Genomic DNA, 22,840 nt, shown 5'->3' with positions numbered 1-22,840 from the left:
ACTAAAGGCGAAAGGCGGGTTCGTCGTCAGCCCGTTTTCGAGGCGATAATGTCGCCCATCAAGTTGAACGACCGCAAATGAACGACTGCGTAAAATGCGCGGCACAAGGGGAGAACATTCCGTGGAGCAGAGTGGCGTACATAACGGCGCGTTCGGCGTCGACAAGTTCGGTCTCAAAGACCTCAAGGCCGTGCATTGGAATCTCGGCACGGCCGCCCTCTACGAACATGCGTTGCAGAACTATGAAGCGGAGCTGACGCAAGAGGGTGCGCTGTGCGCGGAGACCGGCGAGTTCACCGGCCGCAGCCCGAAGGACAAGTTCACGGTGCGCGATGCGCTCACCGACACGACGATGTCGTGGAGCACCAACCAGTCGATCACGCCGGAACAGTTCGCAACACTTCACGCCGACTTCATCAAGCATGCCGAGGGCATGACGCTTTACGCGCAGGATCTCTATGGCGGCGCCGATCCGAAATTCCAGATCAGGACCCGCGTCTACACCGAGCTTGCCTGGCACTCGCTGTTCATCCGCACGATGCTGCGCAGGCCGGAGACGGCGGCGCTCGCGGACTTCGTGCCCGAACTCACCATCATCGACCTGCCGAGCTTCCGCGCCGATCCCGCGCGTCACGGCGTGCGCTCGCAAACGGTGGTGGCGATCGACTTCACCCGCAAGATCGTGCTGATCGGCGGCACCCATTACGCGGGCGAGATGAAGAAGTCGGTGTTCACCACGCTGAATTTCTATCTGCCCGAGCAGGGCGTGATGCCGATGCACTGCTCCGCGAATGTCGGCCCCAAGGGCGACGCGGCGGTGTTCTTCGGCCTGTCCGGCACCGGCAAGACGACGCTCTCCGCCGACCCGGGGCGCACGCTGCTCGGCGACGACGAGCACGGCTGGGGGCCGGATGGCGTGTTCAACTTCGAAGGTGGCTGCTACGCCAAGACCATCCGCCTCTCGCGTGAAGCGGAACCTGCGATCTACGACGCCAGCCTGCGGTTCGGCGCGATTCTGGAGAACGTCGCGGTCGATCCCGCGACTCGCGCCGTGGACTTCGACGACGGCTCCAAGACCGAGAACACCCGTTCGGCCTATCCGCTCGACGCGATTCCGAATGCGTCGCCGACCGGCCGCGCCGGGCAACCGAAAAATATCGTGATGCTCGCCGCCGACGCCTTCGGCGTATTGCCGCCGATCGCGAAACTCACGCCGTCGCAGGCGATGTATCACTTCCTGTCGGGCTACACCGCCAAGGTCGCGGGCACCGAGCGGGGCCTGGGCTCTGAGCCGCAGCCGGAATTCTCCGCCTGCTTTGGCGCGCCGTTCCTGCCGCGCGACCCGACCGTCTACGGCAAGATGCTGCGCGAGCTGATCGCCGAGCACAACGTCGACTGCTGGCTGGTGAACACCGGCTGGACCGGCGGCAAGTTTGGCGTCGGCCATCGCATGCCGATCAAGGTGACGCGGGCGCTTCTGACTGCAGCACTCGATGGCTCGCTGCGCGACGCCAAGTTCCGTACCGATCCTTATTTCGGCTTCGCGGTCCCCACGTCACTCCCCGGCGTGCCGGCCGACATCCTCGATCCCGTCACGACATGGAAGGACAAGGCCGAGTTTGCGAAGACGGCGCAGGGCCTGGTCGGCATGTTCCAGAAGAACTTCGCCAAGTTCGAAAAGCTCGTCGATGCCGACGTGCTGGCCGCCGCGCCCGAGTTCAAACAGGCCGCGGAGTAGGGATGTCATTGCAACGAAAGGGCGGCTTTGCAGCCGCCCTTTTTTATTGGCCTGTGCGGGTCATGCGCTCTTGCGCTGCATTCCCTTGACGTCGGCTGCAGAGAGGCTCTTGCCGCCGATGGCCCAGTTGCCGCCCGGAAGCTCGTGCACGCGGACCCATGTGACGCCGCGCATCGCTTCGCCTTCGATCGCCACCATCGCATCCGTGACCTTGCGGATCATGTCCTGCTTCTGGCTTGTGTCGAACACGCCTTCGATGAGTTGAATATCGACCAATGGCATTGGAACGTTCCTTCGTTGCCTGCCGCGAGACGATCTCGCCGCTGTCGCTGCATTCCCACGCCGCCGCCGGCCCGGCCAGTTCAGGAACTGAATCGCCCCGGTACAGAATCTGAACTGGAGACAGCGGTTGGAGAGGCGTAAAACACGGGCCTTCCATGACCTGCGGAGGGATCGATGGCCGAAGGCAGCTATAACCAGTTCTGCCCTGTCGCGATGGCATCCGAAATCCTGTGCACGCGCTGGACGCTGATCGTGTTGCGCGAACTCGTTTGCGGATCGACGCGCTTCAACGAATTGCGCCGCGGCGTGCCGCGGATGTCTCCGGCGTTGTTGTCGAAGCGACTCAAGGAGCTTGAAGCCGCAGGCGTCGTCACCCGGACAAAATCGGCGGCCGGTCCAGACCTTTACGAATACCGGCTGACACCGGCCGGAGAAGAATTGAAGCCGATCATCGAGCATGTCGGCGTGTGGGGGCATCGCTGGGTGAGCACGAAATCGTCGCTCGACAATCTCGATCCCAATCTTCTGATGTGGGACATCCGCCGCCGGATCGCGCCGAAGTCGATGCCGCCGCAGCAGCGTCACACGATCCAGGTCATCCTGACCGACCTGGTGGAGAGCAAGCGCAACTGGTGGCTGGTTGTCGGGCCTGGCGACGAGGTCGATTTGTGTTCGATTGATCCCGGCTTCGAGGTCGATCTTTATCTCGTCACCGACCTGCGCACGATGACGGAGATCTGGATGGGCTACACGACCATCGCCCGGGCCAAGTCCGATGAAAGACTGGTCGTGACGGGCAGCCGTGAACTCGAGGCCGGTCTGGAGACCTGGCTCGGGTTGAGCAGCTTCGCCAAGGTTGAGAAGCGCGTGGCCTGAACACGCCGGAGGCCGCCCGGAATGCGCCCGGATGCCGAAAACCGGCGCTCCTGCGGGCCTTTAGCGAAAAGAACAAATATAGAACATTTTTAACGATTGCTGTAGCATGGTGATTCGCCGGGCGCCGCTGGAGGCGCCCCTTTGTTTCGAGGGTGCCATGTCCGATATCGCGTCCAATACCGCGCTCAATGCCGTCGCCATGACCCGGATAGCCGATTTCGCGCGGACACTGACACGCCTGCATGCCGCCGCACGTCATCAGATGATCGACGACGACCAGATCGACCGTGCCTTCAACGCGGTCTGCATGTCGGTGTGGGGCTACACCATCGAGGATATTTCCGACGACATGCTCTCGGTGGAGGACCACGAGTTTCTCGACACGCTCGACGAGTATCGCGCACGCCTGTTCGCGGCCGAGCACGGTTACGATCTGCTCGGCGACGAGGGCATCCTCACCGATTGGTGGGGTTATTGCTGGATGATTCTCGCGGAAAAGCGCGGCCTGCTGACGCCGGAAAACCGCACGGCTGCGCGGCTCGAATGGGAAGATCGTTTCCGTTCGGTGCCGAACGTGATCGGTGTCATCGTCAGCCGCTAGGAAACGGCTTCGCCGCGATCTTCAATAAAGCGCCGCGCGCGTTTTCGGCATCGCGATCTTTGGCGCGGCCCCGTTCGCATGCACAGGTTGGACAGCCGGCAGCGTGCCGGTGATCTCGACGCTTGAATTCGGCGCGACCTCGCTGACGTCGACCCGGACCGGCGCGACCTTCATCTCGCCGAGCTTGGCGCGCAGTTCCGGCGTCAGGCCCGGATAATTCGCGACCGGCGTGAATTCGGCGGTCTGCCCATTGATCGGCGAGACGCCTTTATAGGCGACAAGACCGTCGGTGGTGGCGACGATATCGCCGGGGCGCAGCGTGGTGTCGAGCGACAGATCGATCGGCGCAAGCCCCGCCGGATCGCGGCCGTTGCAGGTGCAGTCCGCCTTCAGCGCCTTGCGGTAGGCGAAGGCGTGCGGCAGGTCGGCATAGCGTTCGCCGTTCGGGCCGAGCGCGGTGTCGATATTGCCGCCGAAATAGACCTTGGTGGCGCTCGCCGGGCAGAACGACTGGCACATCTGGGCTGGTGTCATGCCCGCGTGCGACGACAGCGGGAAATACTTCCCGTCGCAGGTGCGCACGCAATAGGACGCGGAACGTCCGCTGCTCACGGGCGCGACCGCTGTCGGGCCCGGATCGATCGGATTGCCGAAGAAATCGGTCTGCGGAGTGGGCGAGGAGGGCTGCGCCGCGCGGGGCGCACGGTCGCCGCCGAACAGGAAATCGAAGAAGCCTGCGGAAGCCGGACGCGGCGTGAGCGCCAGCAGGGATAAAGCCAGCAGCGCGGCGTGACCGGGCCTGAATGCGGAACGCAAACGCAACGCTTACTCCACCGACGCGACGGGAATGTCAGCCAGCCGCCTGCGGCGCCAGCGTCAAAACATTATCGCGGGATGGTAAATGGAGCGTTTAGACGCCTGCGTTGGAGCCTGCGCGGGTCTCTAGAAGAAAATCCAGGTGACAAGCAGGAAGGTCGGCAACAGCACGAGCGAAGACCAGGCCATGTAGCCGAAGAAGCTCGGCATTTTGACGCCGTTCTCGCGGGCGATGGCGTAGACCATGAAGTTCGGCGCGTTGCCGATATAGGTGTTGGCGCCCATGTACACCGCGCCGGAGGAAATCGCGGCGAGCAGCGCCGATTGCGCGGTCATCAGCGTGTGCGGGTCGCCGCCGGCAAGCTGGAAGAACACCAGATAGGTCGGCGCGTTGTCGAGGAAGGACGACAGCGCGCCCGTCAGCCAGAAATAGGCGGCCGGGTTGCCCGAGCCGTCTGCCTTGCTCACCAGCGTCAGCAGGTTCGCGAACGGGCCATGCGAGCCGGCCTGCAGCATCGCCATCACCGGGACGATGCAGATGAAGATGCCCGCGAACAGGATCGCGACTTCCTTGATCGGTCCCCAAGAAAAGCCGTTGGCGGTGCGTACGTCCTTCGCCGTGATGCGCACAGAGGCGATCGCCACCAGCAGGAACACCAGATCGCGCAACAGATCCTGCAATTGCAGATCGACGCCCGCGACATGGAAGGCGATGCCGGGCTTCCATTTGGCGCTCATCAAAATCGCCGCGATGATGAGAACGAGCAGCAGCAGGTTGGCTTTGCCATGCAGCTTGAGCGGTTTGTCCGGCGTCGGGTCGGAGACGCGCGCGAAGCGGCCTTCGCGATGATGGAAATAAAGGTCGAGTGCGCAGAACACCGCCAGTACGATGGCCGCCGTGGTCAGCGTCTCCAGCCACAGATGCTGCGTGGTCCAGAAGAAATCGACGCCCTTGAGAAAGCCGATGAACAGCGGCGGATCGCCGAGCGGCGACAGCGCGCCGCCGATATTGGCGACGAGGAAGATGAAGAACACCACGACATGGGCATTATAGCGGCGGTCGTCGTTGGCGCGGATCAGGGGGCGGATCAGGATCATTGCCGCGCCCGTGGTGCCGACGACGCTCGCGATCAGCGCGCCGAACGCGAGCATCACCGTGTTGGTGAAGACGCTGTCGTGCAGGTTGCCCTCGAGATAGATACCGCCCGCGACCGTGAACAAGGCCAGCAGCAGCAGGATGAACGGGATGTACTCGAGGAAGGCGGTGTGCGCGAGCGCGCCGGTGACGGTCGCGATGTCGGTGGTCGCCAGCAGCGCGATCACGATCAGCGCCGACCAGAACGCGGTGAACTTTCCGAAATGATGCTCCCACAGATGGGGATAGAGCACGGGTCCGGTGGCGATGGACAGAAGGATGCCGACGAACGGCAGGCCCCACCACAGCGAAAGGCTCGCGCCGTTCAGGCCCTCGGCGGCGAAAGCCGGAGAGGGCAGGCAAAGCGCAAGCAGGACAAGGGAAAGGCGGCGGAGCGATGTCATCGGCGCGAACCTAGCATCGCGCACCGATTGTTCAAGGACGAAGAAACTCTGTCGCAGTATAGAGCGCGCGCAGCGTAAGACCGGCTTCTTTGAAGTTCTCGCTCGCGCCTTCCTCGCGGTCCACCATGGTTAGCACCATCACCACATCGCCGCCCGCGTCCTTCACCGCTTCAATGGCCTTGATGGCGGAGCCGCCGGTGGTGGTGACGTCCTCGACAATGACGATGCGTTTGCCCTTGAGGCTTTCGCCCTTGGCGAGGCCTTCGACTGCGAGCCGTGCGCCATGCTCCTTCGGCTTCTTGCGGACGAAGAAGGCCGCGATCGGATTGCCCTTCATCCACGAGAGCTGCGCGATGGCGCCGGCAAGCGGCACCGCCCCCATCTCGAGCCCGCCGATGTAATCGATCTTCTCGTCCTTGATGGCGTCGTACGACAGTTCCGCCAGCAGCGTCGCGCCTTCCGGGTCGAGCATGGTCGGCTTGAGGTTGAAATAGAAATCGCTCTTGCGGCCCGAGGCGAGGGTGATCTCGCCGCGCCCGAACGAGCGGGTGCGGATGATGTCGGCCAGGCGGGCGCGGGAAGGTGTGGACACGGACGGACTCGCTGAAAGGAATGAAACGCCCGAACTTCTTAGCCAGACCCCGGCAGTGAAGCCAGCACAGATCGCAGGCGTTCACTGCGAAATTACGGCGCAGCCACCGGAGATCAGCTAGTGCGCCTCGTCCCAGTTATGGGCCGCGCGGGCATCGACATGCAGCGGCACCGACAACCGGGCAGCCGGGAACGCTGCGTTCTCCATCACCTCCTGGATGACGGGAATCGTATCGCCCACCTCGCTGTCCGGTACTTCGAACACCAGTTCGTCGTGCACCTGCAAAAGCATCCGTGCGGCGAGCTTCTTCTCCGCGAGCGCGTCCTCCATCCGGATCATGGCGCGGCGGATAATGTCGGCGGCGGTACCCTGCAGGCGTGCGTTGATCGCGGCACGTTCGTTGAACGCACGCAGCGAGGCGTTCGACGCCTTGATGTCCGGATAGTGGCACTTGCGTCCGAACAGGGTCTCGACATAGCCGTGCTCGCGGCAGAAATCGCGCGTCGCATCCATGTAGGCGCGGATGCCGGGGAAGCGCTCGAAATATTTCTTGATGTAGGCACCGGCCTCCTCGCGCGGAATGCCGAGTTGGTTGGCGAGGCCGAATGCCGAGATGCCGTAGATGATGCCGAAATTGATCGCCTTGGCGCGGCGGCGCACTTCGGCGGGCATGTCCTTCACCGGCACGCCGAACATTTCCGACGCCGTCATGGCATGAATGTCGAGCTTGTCGTGGAAGGCCTGCTTCAGCACCGGAATGTCGGCGATCTCCGCGAGCAGCCGCAATTCGATCTGCGAATAGTCGGCAGAGACCAGCTTGTGGCCTTTTTCGGCAATAAACGCGCGTCGAATCTTGCGGCCGTCCTCGGTGCGCACCGGGATGTTCTGCAGGTTCGGCTCGTTCGACGACAGCCGCCCCGTCGTGGTGGCGGCGAGCGCGTAGGTGGTGTGAACGCGCTGCGTCTGCGGATTGACGTAGTTTGGCAGCGCGTCGGTGTAGGTCGATTTCAGTTTCGATACCTGCCGCCAGTCGAGAATCTTGCGCGGGAAGACGTGACCTTCCTCGGCGAGGTCTTCAAGGATCGAGGCGGATGTCGACCATGCGCCGGTCTTGGTCTTCTGGCCGCCGGGCAGGCCCATCTTGCCGAAGATCACATCGCCGAGTTGTTTCGGGCTGCCGGGGTTGATGTCCTCGCCCGCGATCTTGCGGATTTCGTCTTCAAGCCGGGAGGCTGTTTGTGCGAAATCGCCTGACAGGCGTGAGAGAACCTGCCTGTCGATCATGATGCCGCGTCGTTCCATGCGCGCCAGCACGCCGATCAAAGGCCGCTCCAGCGATTCATAGACGTTGTTCATGCGTTCGGAAATCAGCCGCGCTTTCATCAGGAGCCACAGCCGGATGATGATGTCGGCGGTCTCGGCGCCGTATTCGGTGGCGCGTTCGATCGTTACCTGATCGAGCGACAGCTTGTTACGGCCGCTGCCGATGACGTCGCCATGCTTGATCGCCGCATGGGCGAGCCATTTCTGGGCTAGCGATTCGATGTCGTGCGCGCCGCGCCCGGCGTCGAGCGCGTAGGACATCAATTGCACGTCGTCGGTCGTGCGCAGCGTGATCTTGTGTTGCGCCAGCATGACCGAGATGAATTTGATGTCGAGGCCGGATTTCAGCACGGCCTCGGATTCCATCAGCTTGCGAAGCACATCGAAGGCCTTAGCCGCCTCGATCTGTCCTTCCGCGAGGCCGCTGGCGAACAGATCCTCGCCGCCGCCGGATTTCTTGTGTCCAAGCGGAATGTAGCAGGCTTTATTGGGCGTCAGAGCCAGCGCGATGCCGCAGATGTCGGCCTGCATCGGATCGATCGAGGTCGCCTTGATGTCGATCGCGACATGGCCGAGATCGTGCGCGCGCGTGATCCAGGCGTTGAGTTCGTCGAGCGTGCGGATGGTTTGATACTTGCCGCGGTCGATCTTTCCCGTTGCGGCCTTTTCGATGCGGACTGCCGCCAGCGCCTGCGGCGAATGCGCCGTCGCGGGTGCCGCGCCTGCGCTGGTCGCGGACGTCGCGGATGTACCTTTGGCCCGCGCATCCGGCTCGCCGCCGAGCGGCAGGGTTTGCGGCGAATCCTGACCGACGACTGTTGCAAGCGGGCTTTTCAGATGTTCGTCGGGACTGACATCGGCGGCGTCGATCTGGGCGTATTCGGCCACGCGCCGCGTCAGTGTGGAAAATTCCATCGCCTTGAGGAACGCGATCAGCTTGCGCGAGTCCGGCTCGTGCACCGCCAATTCGTCGAGCGGCACGTCGAGTTTCACATTATTATCGAGCAGCACGAGTTCGCGGGAGATGCGCGCCTTAGCGGCATGTTCGATCAGTGACTCGCGCCGCTTCGGTTGCTTGATTTCGCCCGCGCGCTGCAGAAGCGTTTCGAGGTCGCCATACTCGGTGATGAGCTGGGCGGCGGTCTTGATGCCGATGCCCGGAACGCCCGGCACGTTGTCGACGGAATCGCCCGCCAGCGCCTGCACTTCAACAACCTTCTCCGGCGGCACACCGAATTTCTCGATCACCTCGGGAATGCCGAGGCGGCGGTCCTTCATGGTGTCGTACATGGTGACGCAATCGGTCACCAGTTGCATCAAGTCCTTGTCCGAGGAGACAATGGTGGCGGTCGCGCCGCGTTCGCAGGCTTGCCGCACATAAGTGGCGATCAGATCGTCTGCCTCGAAGCCGCCCTGCTCGAGGCACGGCAGGTCGAAGGCGCGCACGGCTTCGCGGATCAGCGCGAATTGCGGAATGAGATCGTCCGGCGCGGGCGGGCGATGCGCCTTGTATTCGGGATAGATCTTGTTACGGAACGTGACTTCGGACTTGTCGAACACGATGGCGAGATGCGTCGGCCGATTGTCCGGCGGCATGTCGCGCATCAGCTTCCACAGCATGTTGCAGAAGCCGAGCACGGCGTTGACCTGCAATCCGTCCGACTTGCGGTTCAAGGGTGGCAGCGCGTGATAGGCGCGGAATATGTAGCCCGAGCCGTCGACCAGAAAGACATGGTCGCCCTTGCCGGGAGGTTTCACCCCGGCGGGCGTGCGCGCCTGCGGAGTTGTGGATTTTGCGGAGGACTTTGCCATGGCGCTCATATAGGAGGGAACCTAGGCAATATCACCCTGAACCGGAGACACGCTACCCGGAAATGCCGGGGAAATAGTCTTGGCGGGCATTTTCCAAGGCGGGCATGCCGTGGCGCCGGCCGCGAAGGAGGCCATGATGGATGCGCAATTGTCTGAGTTGTTCGATAAACTTCGGGCGGCCGAGGCCGACATCGAAGCGGAATTGACGCGACGGCGCGAAGCCTTCCGTTATGAACTGCATAATCGACGTGTCGTTTTCGGGCAGGAAGTTCTGAATTTTTATCGCGCGATGAAGACCCATGCGCTGCGTTATCTGTTTGAGGCCAATCTGCTGGTGATGCTGACCGCGCCGGTGATCTATTCGCTGATCGTCCCGGTGATCATTCTCGACATCTTCGTGATGGTCTATCAGGCGGTCTGCTTTCCGATTTATGGAATCCCGAAAGTGCGCCGCAGCGACTATCTGGTGTTCGACCGTCATCACCTCGCTTATCTCAACATCATCGAGAAGATAAATTGCGCCTATTGCTCATATTTCAATCAGGCTATCGCATTCATTCGCGAGGTGGCTTCGCGCACCGAAATTTACTGGTGCCCGATCAAGCATGCCCGTCGCGTACTTGGCCCGCATCCGCACTATGTGGGCTTTGCCGATTTTGGTGACGCCGATGCCTACCGCGAGCGGGTCTCCGAGATGAAGAATGGCGTGACGCCTGAGATGCTGCGTTAGAGCAGGCTATTCCGCCGGCTGGAGTGCAGCCCGCTGTTTCGGCGGTGCGATCCAGAACGTCGCCGGTCGCGTGAACAGGAAGCCGAGCCGCGTGTTGCGCAGCGTCCACCAGATCAAGAGCGAACCGGTCACGCCGACGGCGGTGACGATCAACGAGATCCACCCGATGTCCGTAATGAGATGCGTTTTCAGCAGCAGCGTGCGGGTCGATGCCATCGGCAGGAAGAAGGCGAGGTAGATCACGATCGAATGTTCGCCGCAGTAACGGATCGCATCGATCCAGTTCATGCGGGCGAGCAGCGTGGCGATGGTGATGATGGCGCATGCGCCGGCGATGCCGAGGGCCAGCGAAATTACCGGCCATTCGCTCATGCCGACATAGACGAGGCCGGCATCCGTCAGCGCCCAGACGCCGATCCCCGCGAGCGCGAGTCTTGGATTGCGACGTACGGCTTCCGCGAGAGCGAACACATGCTTCGAGAACAGGTAGCCTGTGTAGAAATAGACGAAGCGCGAGGCGAATTCGTCGATCGTGGTCCAGCCGGTATTGAGGTGCGAGGACTCCAGCAGCGCGGCGATAATCCAGATCGCCCAGGCCGGCACACGCAGCGTCGCCTTGGTGACGACGAAGAAGATCGGCAGGAGATAGATGAACCAGAGCGTGCCGAACGGGTCGATGAAGGTTTCCAGATACATCACGCCGACATGCGACCAGCTTCCACCTTCGGCAGCGAAATGCGGCGCCTTGAAGCCGAACTGGATCGCGGTCCAGAGCAGGTAGAAGTAGAAGAAATGCACCACCTTGCGGTCGAGATAGGTGCGCCAGTCGCGGTTGATGACGAGCGGCAGGAACAGGCCCGAGATCAGGAAGAAGTCCGGCATGCGGAAGGGCTTCGCAAAGGCCACGATCAGATGCATGAAGCCGGTCTGGCCGGTGGCCGCTTCCACGCCGAGCGTCGAATGCATCATCACCACCATGATGATACAGATGCCTTTGGCGTAATCGACCCAGTCGACGCGCTCGGCATTCACGCGAGGTGTGGCTTGTGTCTCGTTTTTGCTCACCATTGTCCCATGTCCGGTATACTGACGGCACATTCGGCGCCGCCGGTTTCATTCCGGTTTATTCATTCAAATGTCATGCCGGATTGCTCCTAAGGCCTGCGGTATGGGTTTTCTCTCGTTACCAAAACCGCTAAGAGGCAATGGAATTCGGCAGGCGGGCGTTAACCATGAGGCGGGTTGAGCAATGCGGATAACGATGATCGGGACGGGCTATGTCGGGCTTGTTTCGGGGGCCTGTTTCGCCGATTTCGGCCATCGCGTGACCTGCGTCGATACCGACGCCGCCAAGATCGCGGCCCTTCATCGCGGCGAGATGCCGATCTTCGAGCCCGGCCTCGACCAGCTTGTCGAGGCGTCGGTGAAGGCGGGCCGCCTCGATTTCCAGACCGACCTTGCGGGACCCGTCGGCGAAGCGGATGCGGTGTTCATTGCGGTCGGCACGCCGTCGCGGCGCGGCGATGGGCACGCCGATCTGAGCTACGTCCATGCAGCCGCACGCGAGATCGCAGCCGCGCTGAAGGGCTTCACCGTTGTCGTCACGAAATCGACCGTGCCGGTGGGCACCGGCGACGAGGTCGAGCGCATCATCCGTGAAACCAATCCGAACGCGGATGTGGCGGTGGCTTCGAATCCGGAATTCCTCCGTGAGGGGGCTGCGATCCGCGACTTCAAGCATCCGGATCGCATCGTGGTCGGTGCCGATGAAGAACGTGCGCGCAAGGTGATGGGCGAGGTCTACCGGCCGCTTTATCTCAATCAGGCGCCGATCATGTACACCGCGCGGCGCACCGCCGAGTTGATCAAATACGCCGCGAACGCGTTTCTCGCGACCAAGATCACCTTCATCAACGAGATCGCTGATCTGTCGGAGAAGGTCGGCGCGGACGTGCAGGAGGTCGCGCGCGGCATCGGCCTCGATAATCGTATCGGCTCGAAGTTTCTCAATGCGGGGCCGGGCTTCGGCGGCTCGTGCTTTCCGAAAGATACCCGCGCGCTGGTGAAGACCGCGCTCGATCACGATGTGCCGCTGCGCATCGTCGAGGCGGTGCTTGCGGTGAACGACAACCGCAAGCGCGCGATGGCGCGCAAGGTTGCGGCGGCGGCGGGCGGCAGCCTGCGCGGCAAGACGGTGGCTGTGCTCGGCCTCACCTTCAAGCCGGAAACCGACGACATGCGCGAGGCGCCGTCGATTCCGCTGATCACGGGCCTGCTCGATCTTGGCGCCCATGTGCGGGCTTACGATCCGATCGGCATGGAACTGGCGAAGCACGATCTGCCGGACATTGCCTATGCCGTCGATCCTTACGACTGCGCCAAGGGCGCGGATGCGCTGGTGATCGTCACCGAATGGGTACAGTTCCGTGCGCTCGATCTGGTGCGGCTGAAAGAGGAGATGGCGCATCCGGTAATCGTCGATCTGCGCAATATCTATCGCCGCGACGAGATGAAGGCGCTCGGCTTCATTTATGAGAGCGTCGGACGCGGGACGATTTGAAACTGTCCGCGCGGGGACGGCGCTGATGACGCAATGAAATTCACCACGCCCCTTCCCATTGATGCGGTTCTCAGCGAACTGGGTGAGACGCTCTCGCGCGGCAACACCGCCGTGCTGGTTGCGCCGCCCGGCGCGGGCAAGACCACGCGGGTGCCGCTGGCGCTGCGCGATGCGCCATGGGTGGGCGCGGGCAAGATCATCGTGCTGGAGCCGCGCCGCATTGCCGCGCGCGCTGCCGCCGAACGGATGGCGCAGACGCTGGGCGAGAAGGTCGGCGACAGCGTCGGCTATCGCGTGCGCTTCGGTTCCAAAATCTCGCGCAAGACGCAGATCGAGGTGGTGACCGAGGGCATCTTCACCCGCCAGATTCTCGACGATCCCGAACTCAAAGGCGTCGCGGCCGTGCTGTTCGATGAATTTCACGAACGCTCGCTTGATGCCGATCTCGGGCTGGCGCTGGCGCGCGACGCGCAAAGCGGGTTGCGTGAGGATTTGCGCATTCTGGTGATGTCGGCGACGCTCGATGGCGCGCGGGTCGCGAAACTTTTGGGCGATGCGCCGGTGGTGGAAAGCGAAGGCCGCGCTTATCCTGTCGAGACGCGCTATCTCGGCCGCAAGCCCGACCAGCAGATCGAGCGGCAGATGGCGGATGCAATTGCGTCCGCGTTGCGCGCGGATACCGGCTCCGTGCTCGCGTTCCTGCCGGGCGCTGCCGAAATTCGCCGGACGCAGACTTTTCTTGCCGAACGTGTCAGCGATCCGAATGTGGAGATAGTGCCGCTGTTCGGCGCGCTCGATGCCGCCGTACAGGATCGCGCGATTGCGCCTTCGCCGAAAGGCATGCGCAAGGTGGTGCTCGCGACCTCGATCGCGGAAACCTCGCTCACCATCGAAGGCGTGCGGATCGTGGTCGATTCCGGCCTCGCGCGCGTGCCGCGTTACGAGCCCGACATCGCCCTGACGCGGCTGGAGACCGTGCGGGCTTCGCGCGCGGCGGTCGATCAGCGCCGCGGCCGTGCAGGGCGAACCGAGCCCGGTATTTGCTATCGGCTGTGGGACGAGCCGCAGACGTCATCCTTTGAAGCGTTCACGCGTCCTGAAATCCTGTCCGCCGATCTGTCCTCGCTGGTGCTCGATCTCGCGCATTGGGGCGTGGCTGATCCAGCAACGCTGGCATTTCTCGATTCTCCGCCGCCGGTCGCGCTCAAGGAAGCGTCCACGCTGTTGCGCGAACTCGATGCGCTGGATGCCGATGGCCGCATCACTGTGGAAGGGCAGGCGCTGCGCGCACTGGCGCTGCCGCCGCGCCTCGCGCGCATGATCGTCGACGCACATCGTCATGGCGCTGGGGAAGAGGCGGCGCGGATCGCCGCGATCCTGACCGAGCGCGGGCTCGGCGGCGACAGCGTCGATCTCGATGCGCGGCTGGAGAATTTCGCACGCGACCGCTCGCCGCGCGCGCAAAGCGCACGGCAACTGGCGCAGCGATGGATCGCGCAGGTGAAGGAGAGCGCGGCAGCGGTCAACGACACGGCGGAAGGGCTGTCGACCGGCGCGATCCTCGCGCTCGCTTTCCCGGATCGCGTCGCGCGCAATCGCGGCAAGGCGAGCTTCACGCTGGCGAACGGGCGCGGCGCCAATGTCGATCCGGCCTCGGCGCTGGCGAAAGCGCCCTATATTGCGGTTGCCGAACTCACCGGCACCGCCGCCAGCGGGCGCATCTTGCTCGCAGCACCCGTCACGCAGGACGAGCTCGAAACGCGCTTTGCCGGTCACATCACGATTGAGGATGAAACGAGCTTCGACAAATCCGCGATGGCGTTGCGCGCGCGGCGGCGCAAGCGGTTGCACGCGATCACGCTGTCGGAACAGAACCTGCCGGTGGCGACATCTGAACAGACCGCGCAAATTCTCGCGGATGGGCTCGCCGCAGCAGGCTTTGACCGCCTGCCATGGTCGAAGCCGCTGAAGCAATGGCGCGATCGCGTCATGTTCCTGCGCGCCACGTCGCCTGACGAATGGCCCGACCTGTCGGATACTGCTCTCGCCGCGAGCCGCAGAGAATGGCTCGTGCCTGCACTGATGGATAAGATCTCGCTGTCCGATATGTCCGCGAGCGACTTGTCCGATGCCGTGATGGCGCTGCTCCCTTGGGACAAGCGCGCCCGGCTGGAGCGCGAGGCGCCGACCCATTTCACCGCGCCGACCGGCACGTCATTGCCGATTGATTATGAAGCCGAGCAGGGGCCGACCATTGCCGTCCGGCTGCAGGAATTGTTCGGCCTGAATGTTCACCCTTCGATAGCGAACGGAAGGCTGCCGCTGGTGGTCGAATTGCTGTCGCCCGCGCACCGGCCGGTGCAGGTGACCCGCGATCTGCCGGGGTTCTGGCGCGGCTCCTATGCCGCCGTGCGGGCTGACCTGCGCGGCCGTTATCCGCGCCACCCCTGGCCGGAAGATCCGGCCTCGGCGGAACCGACGCGCCGGGTGAAGCCGCGCGGAACCTGAAAGGGGCGAGTACCGGCCCCAAAATTAAGACTTTGCTTACCCTATTGCCCGAAACAGGACCGGTGCCTGCCGGGAAGGGCATTTTTGTTAACGCCTCCTGGCCGGGAGTCGGCGTGCCCTGATCGGCGTGAAGCGGATTTTGGCGGGCCATGGTTTTGAGAAAGCAGGCGTTGGCGAATGCGTACTGTCCTGATCGTTGCGGTCATCATGGCCGCCTCCGGCAGCTATATGGCCAAGGTTGCCGAGCGGCTGGATCTTCCGCTGCCGGCGAAGACCGATAGCCAGTCGTCGAAGGCGATGAATGCCTATGCCGCGATGCCGGAAGCATCGAGCGGGTCGCGCCGGGTATCGCTGCGCTCCGACCGCAGCGGACATTTCCGGACCGAGGCGCGGGTCGATGGCCGCGATCTCGATTTTCTGGTCGATACCGGCGCGACCGTGATCGCGCTGACGCAGAAGGATGCGGAGCGGATCGGCATCCGCCCGTTTCTCAGCGACTACACCACCAGCGTGAACACCGCGAACGGTCCGGCGAAGGCCGCACGCGCTCGCATCGGCCGCATCGATATCGGCGGCGTGGTGGTGCGCGATGTCGATGCGCTGGTCATGCCCGAAGGCGCGCTGCAGCAGAACCTGCTCGGCATGGCGTATCTGTCGAAGCTCAAGCGGTTCGAATACAGCAGCGGCAATCTGGTGCTGGAGCAGTAATCGCGCCTGCTTACATCCGCCGAAACACCACGCTGAGATTGTTGGCCGGCATCGGCGTTACCGCCGGTCCTGAAAATCCTGCCTCGCGTGCCAGCGCCGCAACATCGTCGAGTTGGCGAAGTCCCCATTGCGGGTTACGCGATTTCAGATCGGCGTCGAACGCTTCGTTGCTGTCGGCAGTCACGACGTCCTTCTGCCGGTAAGGCCCATAGAGATAAAGCGGAGCGCCTTTTGAGAGAATGCGCCCGGCGTTGCGCATCAGCGCCTGCGTCGCCTCCCATGGCGAAATGTGGATCATGTTGATGCACAGCATCGCGTCGGCCTGCGCGATCGGCCACGGCTTGCGCCGCACGTCGATGGCAAGCGGCGGACGGATGTTGGAAAGGCCGGTCTCTGCGGTCCATGCCGCGATGCTGAGGCGCGCGGCATCTTCCGGGTCGGAGGGCTGGAACGTCAGGCCGGGCATCGCGTTCGCAAAGTGCACGATATGCTCGCCCGAGCCGCTCGCGATCTCCAGCACCAGCCCCGAAGGCGGCAACACGCCACGCAGCACCTCAAGGATGGCGTCGCGGTTGCGTTGGGTGGCGGGGTATTGCAGGCGATGGCTGGTCATATCAGAAAAATCCGTTAGACATCTGTTCGGAGTATGGCTGCCAAACTGCCGCAATTCATTGCTAAAAGCTACGTCCCGCCTTTTCTCAGGCCGTCGCGCTCGCTATGGCTTGTCCCCGTTCCTTCCACGAGGCCCTTTTCATGTTTCCGAAGCCGAAAGCCGAGCTGAAGCCCAATACCTATGCCTACGAGTCCGAGCCGATGGTGAAGGCCACCGGCTTCCGCGAATACGACGCGCGCTGGCTGTTCGGCAAAGAGATTAATCTGATGGGCATCCAGGCGCTCGGCATGGGGCTCGGCACCATGATCGGCGAGATGGGCGTGAAACAGGAGATCGTGGTTGGGCACGATTTCCGCGGCTACTCGGCCTCGATCAAATACGCGCTGATCTCGGGCCTGCTGGCTGCGGGCTGCAAGGTGCACGACATCGGGCTCGCGGTGACGCCGATGGCCTATTTCGCGCAGTTCGATCTCGACGTGCCCTGCGTCGCGATGGTGACGGCCTCGCACAACGACAATGGCTGGACCGGTGTGAAGATGGGCGCCAACCGTCCGCTCACTTTCGGCCCCGACGAGATGACGCGGCTTAAGGAGATCGTGCTCAACGCCGCATTCAAGCTGAAGCCCGCGGGCGGCTATCAATTCCACGAGAATTTCCCGGCGCGCTACATCGCCGATCTCACCAACCGCAAGCCGTTCGCGCGCCGCATCCGCGCGGTGGTGGCCTGTGGCAACGGCACCGCGGGCGCGTTCGCGCCGCAGGTGCTGGAAAAGCTCGGCATCGACGTCATTCCGCTCGACACCGAACTCGACCACACCTTCCCGAAATACAATCCCAATCCCGAAGACCTCGAGATGCTGCACGCGATCCGCGACGCGGTGCTCGCCAACAAGGCAGATGTGGGCCTGGGCTTCGACGGCGACGGCGATCGCTGCGGCGTGGTGGACGACACCGGCGAGGAAATCTTCGCCGACAAGGTCGGCGTGATGCTCGCGCGCGACATGTCGGCAGTTCACAAGAACGCGCAGTTCGTGGTGGACGTAAAATCGACCGGCTTGTTCGTGACCGATCCGGTGCTGCAGAAGCAGGGCGTCCATGCGACCTACTGGAAGACCGGCCATTCCTACATGAAGCGGCGCACGCACGAGCTCGGCGCGCTGGCGGGCTTCGAGAAGTCCGGCCATTTCTTTTTTAACCCGCCGGTCGGGCGCGGGTATGACGATGGCCTGGTGTCAGCGATCGCGATCTGCGAGATGCTCGACCGCGCAGGCAACAAGAAGATGTCCGACTTGAAGAACGCGCTGCCGAAAACATGGTCGTCGCCGACGATGTCGCCGCACTGTGCGGACGAAGCCAAGTACGGCATCGTCGCCGATGTGGTGAAGCATTTCGAAGCGGCGCAGGCGAAGGGCGAGAAGGTCGCCGGTCAGCCGATCCGCGACCTCGTCACCGTCAATGGCGTGCGTGTCACCTGCGAGGACGGAAGCTGGGGCCTGGTGCGTGCGTCATCGAACAAGCCCGAGCTTGTCGTCGTGGTCGAAAGCCCGGTGTCCGAGCAGCGCATGCGCGACATGTTCGAGGCGATGGATTCGGTGCTGCGCACCCATCCCGAAGTCGGCGAGTATAACCAGAAGATCTGATTGTCACTTACTGTGGCGTGTCGGCGATCAGCTTCTCAAGTTCACGCTCGGCCTGCGTGACGTGATGTTCCTTGTGGCGCAGCAGGAAGAAGCGCCGCGAGGGCATCGGGATTTTCAGTTCGACCAGCGCGCCGGAGGTCAAGAGGTTCGCGACCACGATGCGCGAGATGATGGTGGCGCCCGCGCCCGCGACAACGGCGGCGCGCACCGATTCATTCGACGGCAGTTCGAGCGCGATGGAGATCTCGTTGCGGGCGATGCCGAGGCCGGAGAGAACCGTCTCGAGTACGTGACGGGTGCCGGAGCCTGGCTCACGAACGACCCATTTTCCGTCCTTAAGATGCGCGGCTGTGGGCTTCGTCATTGCCGCCCAGGGATGCGTGGCGGCGACGACCAGTACAAGCTCGTCATTCGCGACGTTGCTGATCGACAGTCCGCTATCTTCGATGTCGCCTTCGATGAAGCCGAGATCGGCGAGCCCGCTGTGCACCCATGCCGTGACCTGTTCGGTGTTGCCAATCTTCAGCGTCACGTTGATGCCGGGATAGCGCTGGTGGAAGCGGTGGATCAGCGGCGGCAGCCAGTAATTGCCGACCGTCTGGCTTGCCGCGAGCGATAGCGAGCCGCGGGCAAGGCCGGTGAGATCGGTGAGGACGGCTTCGGCGGCGGCGGCGCGCGCCAGCACCGCGCGGGCCTCGATGACGAATTGCCGCCCGGCATCGGTCAGCCTGATACTGCGGCCGATCCGGTCGAACAGTTTGATCGCATAACGATCCTCAAGGGCTGCGATGGCAGCACTTGTCGCCGATTGGGTGAGATTGAGAACGCCGGCGGCACGGGTCATGTGCTCCTGCTCCGCAACCGCAACGAAGATCCGAAGCTGCTCCAGCGTCATCCGTTACCTTACGACGTCAACTTGATCAGCGTCAGGCTGAGCACTGAGATGAAGACCGAGGCGACTGCGCCGACGGCCAGCGGGCGAAGTCCTTTAGCATAGAGTTTGGCGATGTCGGTTTCGAGTCCCATCGCGGCCAGCGCCATAGTGAGCAGGAAGGTGGTGACGGAGACGATCACCGACTTTGCCTCGGGCGGAATGGTGACGACGCTGTTGAGCGCGATCATCGCGATGAAGCCGAGCACGAACCAGGGCATCGGAGCGCGTGCGCTGGAGGTGCCGCTGCGGTGGCGGGCCGCGGCGACGCCGAGCGCGATCACCAGCGGCGCCAGCAGCATCACGCGGGACAGCTTGGCGATGGTGCCGAACTCGCCGGCCTGACGTCCTTCCTGGAAGGCTGCCGCGACCACCTGAGCGATCTCATGGATCGAGGAGCCCGCCCACAAGCCGTAGGCGCGCGGATCGAGATGAAGCAGGGTGCCAAGCGTCGGGTAGGCGAACATCGCGATCGATCCGAACACGGTGACACAGGCGACCGCGTAGGCGACGTCCTCGTCATGGGCGTCGGTCACAGTGTTGGTCGCGATCACGGCGGATGCGCCGCAGACCGAGGTGCCCGCGCCGATGAGCTGGGCGAGCTTGGGGTCGATGCCCATCACGCGGCCGAACCAGCCGGTGAACAGGAAGGTCGCGGCCAGCGTTACGGCAATGATGGCGATGCCGGTCGCGCCGACCTCGCCGATCTGCATCGCGGTGAGTTGCAGGCCGAGCATAATGATTGCGAACCGCAGAATCCGCCGCAGCGAAAAGGTGACGCCGGGCTTGGCGCTGGCAGGCGTGCCGACGACGTTGTGAAAGATCATGCCGAGCAGGATCGCGAGGATCAGCGGGCTGAAGGTCGAGACGACGGGCAGCAGGTGCACGCCGTAGGCGGCGCAGGCGACCAAGGTCGTCAGGAATAGGCCGGGCCAGATGCCTGTAATCTGAAAGTGAGCTTTGGAGCGGGCCTGATCCTGGTCCGCGGCGGTGTAAGTGATGGTAGACATTGGCCGAACTCCTTGAATGCGGCCACTGATCGCAAATAGCGATCAATCGTTCAAACGCATTATATATGTCTATCCAATCGATAAAAACGATCAAATTATCGGTCGTGCAAAAGCAAACGCGCCGCTGTCGAGGCGGCGCGTTGGGCAGAACAAAATAACAGGCAGACGTCAGGCGGGATTCAGGGCCGGCACCGGCAGGGCTGTCACCGATTTGATCTTTTCCATCGCAAACCGCGAGGTGACGTTCTTCAGCGCCACGGCGCTGATGAGCTTTTTGTAAAAGACATCGTAGTTCTGCATGTCGGCGACGACGACGCGCAGCATGTAATCGACATCGCCCGCCATCCGGTAGAATTCCATGACCTCGGGCATGGCACTCACGGCATTGGCGAATTTCTTCAGCCAGGCATCGGAATGGTCGCCGCTCTCCACCGAGACGAACACGGTGATGCCGAGGCCGATCTTGTTCTGATCGACCAGAGCGACGCGGCGCAGGATAATGCCTTCAGCCTCCAGCCGCTGGATTCGCTTCCAGCAGGGCGTCGACGACAGGCCGACGCGGTCGCCGATTTCGGCAACCGAAAGGGAGGCGTCATCTTGCAGCACAGTCAGGATCTTGCGGTCGATGGCATCGAGCCGACGTGGGGCGTCGAGCACGGCAGGTGCGAGGTCGGCGTCTGACATTGGAAACATTCTTCTATTGAGAGGAAGTATGCCAATATCATATAGAAGAATATTCTAACCGCAAGTCCGGATTCCGGAATATTCGTCAGGCGAAGTGCGGAGCCGCCGATTTAGCCAAAAATGCTTCCACTTCAATACGTTGCGGTGAACCAAATGCGCCGCCGTGCCGGGTGCATTTCAGCGCGGCGGCGGCGGCGGAAAATCGCATCGCGGCTTCGATGGAGCGCCCTTCGGCAATCGCCAGCGTGAACGCGCCGTGGAACACGTCGCCCGCGCCGAGCGTGTCCACCGCGGCGACAGGGAAGGCTGCCATGTGGCGGGCCTGTCCGCCTTCAAGCCATGTCATGCCGCCTGCGCCGTTGGTGACGCCGACGAACGCAGGTGTCAGTGCAGCGATTGCACGCAACGCCGCGGGGTCATCGTCCGCCCCGGTGGTTGCGTGCAGCGCTTCGGCGGAAAACACGATGTGGGTGGAAGCTTGCAGCAGAGGTTCGTCCAGCGACATCGCACGGTCGGCATCGAGGATGACCGGAATGCCGCGCCGCTTGGCCTCGAAACAGAGATCACGCACGAAAACGCAGCGGTTCTCGGTGAGAATCGCCTCGCAATCCTTCAGCAATTCGTCGGTATCCGGCAATGTCACGTCCCACATTTTCGGATCGCGATAGGTGACGATGGTCCGCTCGCCGGTGGTGTCGATCATGATGTTGGAGATCGGCGTCACGAGGCCGGGCATCCGCACCATGGCGCTACCGTCGATGCCTTCCCGCGCGAGATCCTCGAAAATCTGCTCGGCGGCTTTCTCGCCGGCGTGGCCCATCGGCCCCGACATCAGGACGCGGCCGCCAAGCCGCGCGATGGCGATGGAGGCATTCAGCGCGTTGCCGCCACTGTATTCGGTGAAATGCGTGGCGCGCATCTTGTTGCCGCGCGCCGGGATATTCTCGACGCGAAACACCAGATCGCGCACGGGCATGCCGACGCAGAGAATATTCGGGGCGGCCGGTCGGGGCTGTGCGGTCATGAGGGTTCCCCCAAATCAGGCGAGGCGGCTGAAGGAAAACAGCCGAAGCACGGGCAGAGTTCCCTCGTGAGGCGTCATGCCATCGTGACGAATAGGCGGTTCAGGTAATCCAGATTTTCTCGCGCAATGCCTGCGTGAATCTCGCGGCTTCCGCAGGATCGTAAGGCGCGGGTGGCACCAGCCCCCACACCGGGCGCGGCCATGCGGCGTCGCTGATGCGGCGCGCGATGATGTGCACATGCAGTTGCGGCACGACATTGCCGAGCGCCGCGACGTTTAGCTTGTCGGGCTTGGTGATGTCTTTCAGCGCGCGCGAGACGCGATTGATCTCGGTGGTGAGCTGCGCCTGCTCGACCTCGTTAAGGTCAATCAGGTCGGAAGCGCCGGAGCGGCGCGGCACCAGCAAAAGCCACGGATAGTTGGAATCCTTGATGATGAGGAGACGCGACAGCGGCAGGTCGCCGACATCGAACGTATCCTTCTGAAGCTGGTGGTGGAGCGACCACGACGACGGCATGCGGGCCTCGAAACTGATTCTGCAACACGCTCACTCTAGCAGGCGCAGGCATGCGCGTGAGGAACTTGCGTATCCGCCGGAATACGCATCCGGGCACCTTCCTGAGTGAGTCCTGATGGCCGTGTAAAGCGGTAAAATAGCCTATGGCTTGCTTGCTTTCCCTCCGGTTTGGCCCCAAATAGGCGTCGGGAGATTGGCGGTGGACGAGCCACTCGCCAACCGGGTCAGGTCCGGAAGGAAGCAGCCCTAACGAGGTCCGGATCGGGTCGCTCGTCAGTCTCCTACCTCTTTTCATGCCGGGGCTGGCGCGATGCCGGCCGACTGCCCGCCATTTTG

The 22,840-nt window shown here is 63.0% G+C and carries 20 protein-coding genes and 1 other RNA gene; 9 read left to right on the top strand and 12 right to left on the bottom strand.

Features of this window, described 5'->3' with window-relative positions; all coding sequences use genetic code 11:
- The first annotated feature begins 121 nt into the window (after window positions 1-121).
- Window positions 122-1,738, top strand: coding sequence for a phosphoenolpyruvate carboxykinase (locus AFIDRAFT_RS04725; protein WP_009338054.1), 1,617 nt, complete (start codon window positions 122-124; stop codon window positions 1,736-1,738).
- Between the two features lie 60 nt (window positions 1,739-1,798).
- Here AFIDRAFT_RS04725 and AFIDRAFT_RS04720 read toward each other — a convergent pair whose 3' ends face one another.
- Window positions 1,799-2,020: a tautomerase family protein gene (locus tag AFIDRAFT_RS04720; RefSeq protein WP_009338052.1), complete on the bottom strand. Its 222-nt coding sequence runs from the start codon at window positions 2,018-2,020 to the stop codon at window positions 1,799-1,801.
- 174 nt (window positions 2,021-2,194) lie between these two features.
- On the opposite strand from AFIDRAFT_RS04720, the gene AFIDRAFT_RS04715 reads away from it, so the two are divergent.
- Complete coding sequence (locus AFIDRAFT_RS04715; RefSeq protein WP_009338050.1) at window positions 2,195-2,896, top strand: winged helix-turn-helix transcriptional regulator; 702 nt, start codon at window positions 2,195-2,197, stop codon at window positions 2,894-2,896.
- Between the two features lie 157 nt (window positions 2,897-3,053).
- On the top strand, window positions 3,054-3,497 hold the full coding sequence (locus AFIDRAFT_RS04710) for a YbgA family protein (RefSeq protein WP_009338048.1): 444 nt from the start codon (window positions 3,054-3,056) through the stop codon (window positions 3,495-3,497).
- Window positions 3,498-3,518: 21 nt separating this feature from the next.
- Here AFIDRAFT_RS04710 and AFIDRAFT_RS04705 read toward each other — a convergent pair whose 3' ends face one another.
- From AFIDRAFT_RS04705 to polA, 4 genes are all read right to left on the bottom strand, one after another.
- Window positions 3,519-4,319, bottom strand: a complete 801-nt coding sequence (locus AFIDRAFT_RS04705; RefSeq protein WP_009338046.1) for a DUF2865 domain-containing protein — start codon at window positions 4,317-4,319, stop codon at window positions 3,519-3,521.
- A 120-nt stretch (window positions 4,320-4,439) separates the two neighbouring features.
- Window positions 4,440-5,852 carry a sodium:proton antiporter gene (locus tag AFIDRAFT_RS04700; protein ID WP_009338044.1) on the bottom strand — a complete coding sequence of 471 codons (1,413 nt, stop codon included), beginning with the start codon at window positions 5,850-5,852 and terminating at the stop codon, window positions 4,440-4,442.
- A gap of 31 nt (window positions 5,853-5,883) precedes the next feature.
- On the bottom strand, window positions 5,884-6,444 hold the full coding sequence (pyrE, locus tag AFIDRAFT_RS04695) for an orotate phosphoribosyltransferase (RefSeq protein ID WP_009338042.1): 561 nt from the start codon (window positions 6,442-6,444) through the stop codon (window positions 5,884-5,886).
- A 117-nt stretch (window positions 6,445-6,561) separates the two neighbouring features.
- Window positions 6,562-9,588: a DNA polymerase I gene (gene polA / locus AFIDRAFT_RS04690; RefSeq protein WP_009338040.1), complete on the bottom strand. Its 3,027-nt coding sequence runs from the start codon at window positions 9,586-9,588 to the stop codon at window positions 6,562-6,564.
- 127 nt (window positions 9,589-9,715) lie between these two features.
- Here polA and AFIDRAFT_RS04685 point away from each other — a divergent pair, with 127 nt between their 5' ends.
- Window positions 9,716-10,309, top strand: coding sequence for a hypothetical protein (locus AFIDRAFT_RS04685; RefSeq protein ID WP_009338038.1), 594 nt, complete (start codon window positions 9,716-9,718; stop codon window positions 10,307-10,309).
- Between the two features lie 6 nt (window positions 10,310-10,315).
- Here AFIDRAFT_RS04685 and AFIDRAFT_RS04680 read toward each other — a convergent pair whose 3' ends face one another.
- Entirely contained in the window at window positions 10,316-11,377 is a 1,062-nt protein-coding gene (locus tag AFIDRAFT_RS04680; RefSeq protein ID WP_009338037.1) for an acyltransferase family protein, read from the bottom strand.
- Between the two features lie 181 nt (window positions 11,378-11,558).
- On the opposite strand from AFIDRAFT_RS04680, the gene AFIDRAFT_RS04675 reads away from it, so the two are divergent.
- The 3 genes from AFIDRAFT_RS04675 (at window position 11,559) to AFIDRAFT_RS04665 (ending at window position 16,085) form a co-directional block, all read left to right on the top strand.
- On the top strand, window positions 11,559-12,869 hold the full coding sequence (locus AFIDRAFT_RS04675; RefSeq protein WP_009338035.1) for a UDP-glucose dehydrogenase family protein: 1,311 nt from the start codon (window positions 11,559-11,561) through the stop codon (window positions 12,867-12,869).
- A gap of 33 nt (window positions 12,870-12,902) precedes the next feature.
- Window positions 12,903-15,377 (top strand): ATP-dependent helicase HrpB, encoded by a 2,475-nt coding sequence (gene hrpB, locus AFIDRAFT_RS04670; RefSeq protein ID WP_009338033.1) that lies wholly within the window; start codon window positions 12,903-12,905, stop codon window positions 15,375-15,377.
- Window positions 15,378-15,554: 177 nt separating this feature from the next.
- Window positions 15,555-16,085, top strand: coding sequence for a TIGR02281 family clan AA aspartic protease (locus tag AFIDRAFT_RS04665; protein WP_009338031.1), 531 nt, complete (start codon window positions 15,555-15,557; stop codon window positions 16,083-16,085).
- 10 nt (window positions 16,086-16,095) lie between these two features.
- Here AFIDRAFT_RS04665 and AFIDRAFT_RS04660 read toward each other — a convergent pair whose 3' ends face one another.
- Window positions 16,096-16,698: a DUF938 domain-containing protein gene (locus AFIDRAFT_RS04660; RefSeq protein ID WP_009338029.1), complete on the bottom strand. Its 603-nt coding sequence runs from the start codon at window positions 16,696-16,698 to the stop codon at window positions 16,096-16,098.
- Between the two features lie 140 nt (window positions 16,699-16,838).
- On the opposite strand from AFIDRAFT_RS04660, the gene AFIDRAFT_RS04655 reads away from it, so the two are divergent.
- Entirely contained in the window at window positions 16,839-18,338 is a 1,500-nt protein-coding gene (locus AFIDRAFT_RS04655) for a phosphomannomutase/phosphoglucomutase (RefSeq protein ID WP_009338028.1), read from the top strand.
- A 7-nt stretch (window positions 18,339-18,345) separates the two neighbouring features.
- On the opposite strand, the gene AFIDRAFT_RS04650 is transcribed toward AFIDRAFT_RS04655, so the two are convergent.
- From AFIDRAFT_RS04650 to AFIDRAFT_RS04630, 5 genes are all read right to left on the bottom strand, one after another.
- A complete protein-coding gene (locus tag AFIDRAFT_RS04650) occupies window positions 18,346-19,233 on the bottom strand; it encodes a LysR family transcriptional regulator (protein ID WP_009338026.1) in 888 nt (295 codons plus the stop codon).
- A gap of 8 nt (window positions 19,234-19,241) precedes the next feature.
- Window positions 19,242-20,279, bottom strand: a complete 1,038-nt coding sequence (locus tag AFIDRAFT_RS04645) for a YeiH family protein (protein WP_009338025.1) — start codon at window positions 20,277-20,279, stop codon at window positions 19,242-19,244.
- 168 nt (window positions 20,280-20,447) lie between these two features.
- Window positions 20,448-20,963, bottom strand: a complete 516-nt coding sequence (locus AFIDRAFT_RS04640) for an Lrp/AsnC family transcriptional regulator (RefSeq protein ID WP_009338023.1) — start codon at window positions 20,961-20,963, stop codon at window positions 20,448-20,450.
- Window positions 20,964-21,048: 85 nt separating this feature from the next.
- On the bottom strand, window positions 21,049-21,987 hold the full coding sequence (locus AFIDRAFT_RS04635) for a PfkB family carbohydrate kinase (RefSeq protein WP_009338020.1): 939 nt from the start codon (window positions 21,985-21,987) through the stop codon (window positions 21,049-21,051).
- A gap of 100 nt (window positions 21,988-22,087) precedes the next feature.
- Window positions 22,088-22,504: an HIT domain-containing protein gene (locus tag AFIDRAFT_RS04630; protein WP_009338016.1), complete on the bottom strand. Its 417-nt coding sequence runs from the start codon at window positions 22,502-22,504 to the stop codon at window positions 22,088-22,090.
- Between the two features lie 188 nt (window positions 22,505-22,692).
- Here AFIDRAFT_RS04630 and ffs point away from each other — a divergent pair.
- Window positions 22,693-22,789: signal recognition particle sRNA small type (gene ffs / locus AFIDRAFT_RS19310), an RNA gene on the top strand.
- The last annotated feature ends 51 nt before the right edge of the window (window positions 22,790-22,840 follow it).

This window comes from Afipia sp. 1NLS2, from assembly GCF_000178995.1.
Lineage (GTDB): Bacteria > Pseudomonadota > Alphaproteobacteria > Rhizobiales > Xanthobacteraceae > Afipia.
This window is presented reverse-complemented; position numbering and strand designations above follow the sequence as displayed.

Coding starts and splice junctions, on each gene's coding strand:
- AFIDRAFT_RS04665 (WP_009338031.1), top strand. CDS start 15,555: ATGCGTACTGTCCTGATCGTTGCGGTCATCATGGCCGCCTCCGGCAGC.
- hrpB (WP_009338033.1), top strand. CDS start 12,903: ATGAAATTCACCACGCCCCTTCCCATTGATGCGGTTCTCAGCGAACTG.
- AFIDRAFT_RS04645 (WP_009338025.1), bottom strand. CDS start 20,279: ATGTCTACCATCACTTACACCGCCGCGGACCAGGATCAGGCCCGCTCC.
- AFIDRAFT_RS04710 (WP_009338048.1), top strand. CDS start 3,054: ATGTCCGATATCGCGTCCAATACCGCGCTCAATGCCGTCGCCATGACC.
- AFIDRAFT_RS04700 (WP_009338044.1), bottom strand. CDS start 5,852: ATGACATCGCTCCGCCGCCTTTCCCTTGTCCTGCTTGCGCTTTGCCTG.
- AFIDRAFT_RS04685 (WP_009338038.1), top strand. CDS start 9,716: ATGGATGCGCAATTGTCTGAGTTGTTCGATAAACTTCGGGCGGCCGAG.
- AFIDRAFT_RS04715 (WP_009338050.1), top strand. CDS start 2,195: ATGGCCGAAGGCAGCTATAACCAGTTCTGCCCTGTCGCGATGGCATCC.
- AFIDRAFT_RS04675 (WP_009338035.1), top strand. CDS start 11,559: ATGCGGATAACGATGATCGGGACGGGCTATGTCGGGCTTGTTTCGGGG.
- polA (WP_009338040.1), bottom strand. CDS start 9,588: ATGAGCGCCATGGCAAAGTCCTCCGCAAAATCCACAACTCCGCAGGCG.
- AFIDRAFT_RS04640 (WP_009338023.1), bottom strand. CDS start 20,963: ATGTCAGACGCCGACCTCGCACCTGCCGTGCTCGACGCCCCACGTCGG.
- AFIDRAFT_RS04720 (WP_009338052.1), bottom strand. CDS start 2,020: ATGCCATTGGTCGATATTCAACTCATCGAAGGCGTGTTCGACACAAGC.
- AFIDRAFT_RS04680 (WP_009338037.1), bottom strand. CDS start 11,377: ATGGTGAGCAAAAACGAGACACAAGCCACACCTCGCGTGAATGCCGAG.
- AFIDRAFT_RS04635 (WP_009338020.1), bottom strand. CDS start 21,987: ATGACCGCACAGCCCCGACCGGCCGCCCCGAATATTCTCTGCGTCGGC.
- AFIDRAFT_RS04660 (WP_009338029.1), bottom strand. CDS start 16,698: ATGACCAGCCATCGCCTGCAATACCCCGCCACCCAACGCAACCGCGAC.
- AFIDRAFT_RS04630 (WP_009338016.1), bottom strand. CDS start 22,504: ATGCCGTCGTCGTGGTCGCTCCACCACCAGCTTCAGAAGGATACGTTC.
- AFIDRAFT_RS04650 (WP_009338026.1), bottom strand. CDS start 19,233: ATGACGCTGGAGCAGCTTCGGATCTTCGTTGCGGTTGCGGAGCAGGAG.
- AFIDRAFT_RS04655 (WP_009338028.1), top strand. CDS start 16,839: ATGTTTCCGAAGCCGAAAGCCGAGCTGAAGCCCAATACCTATGCCTAC.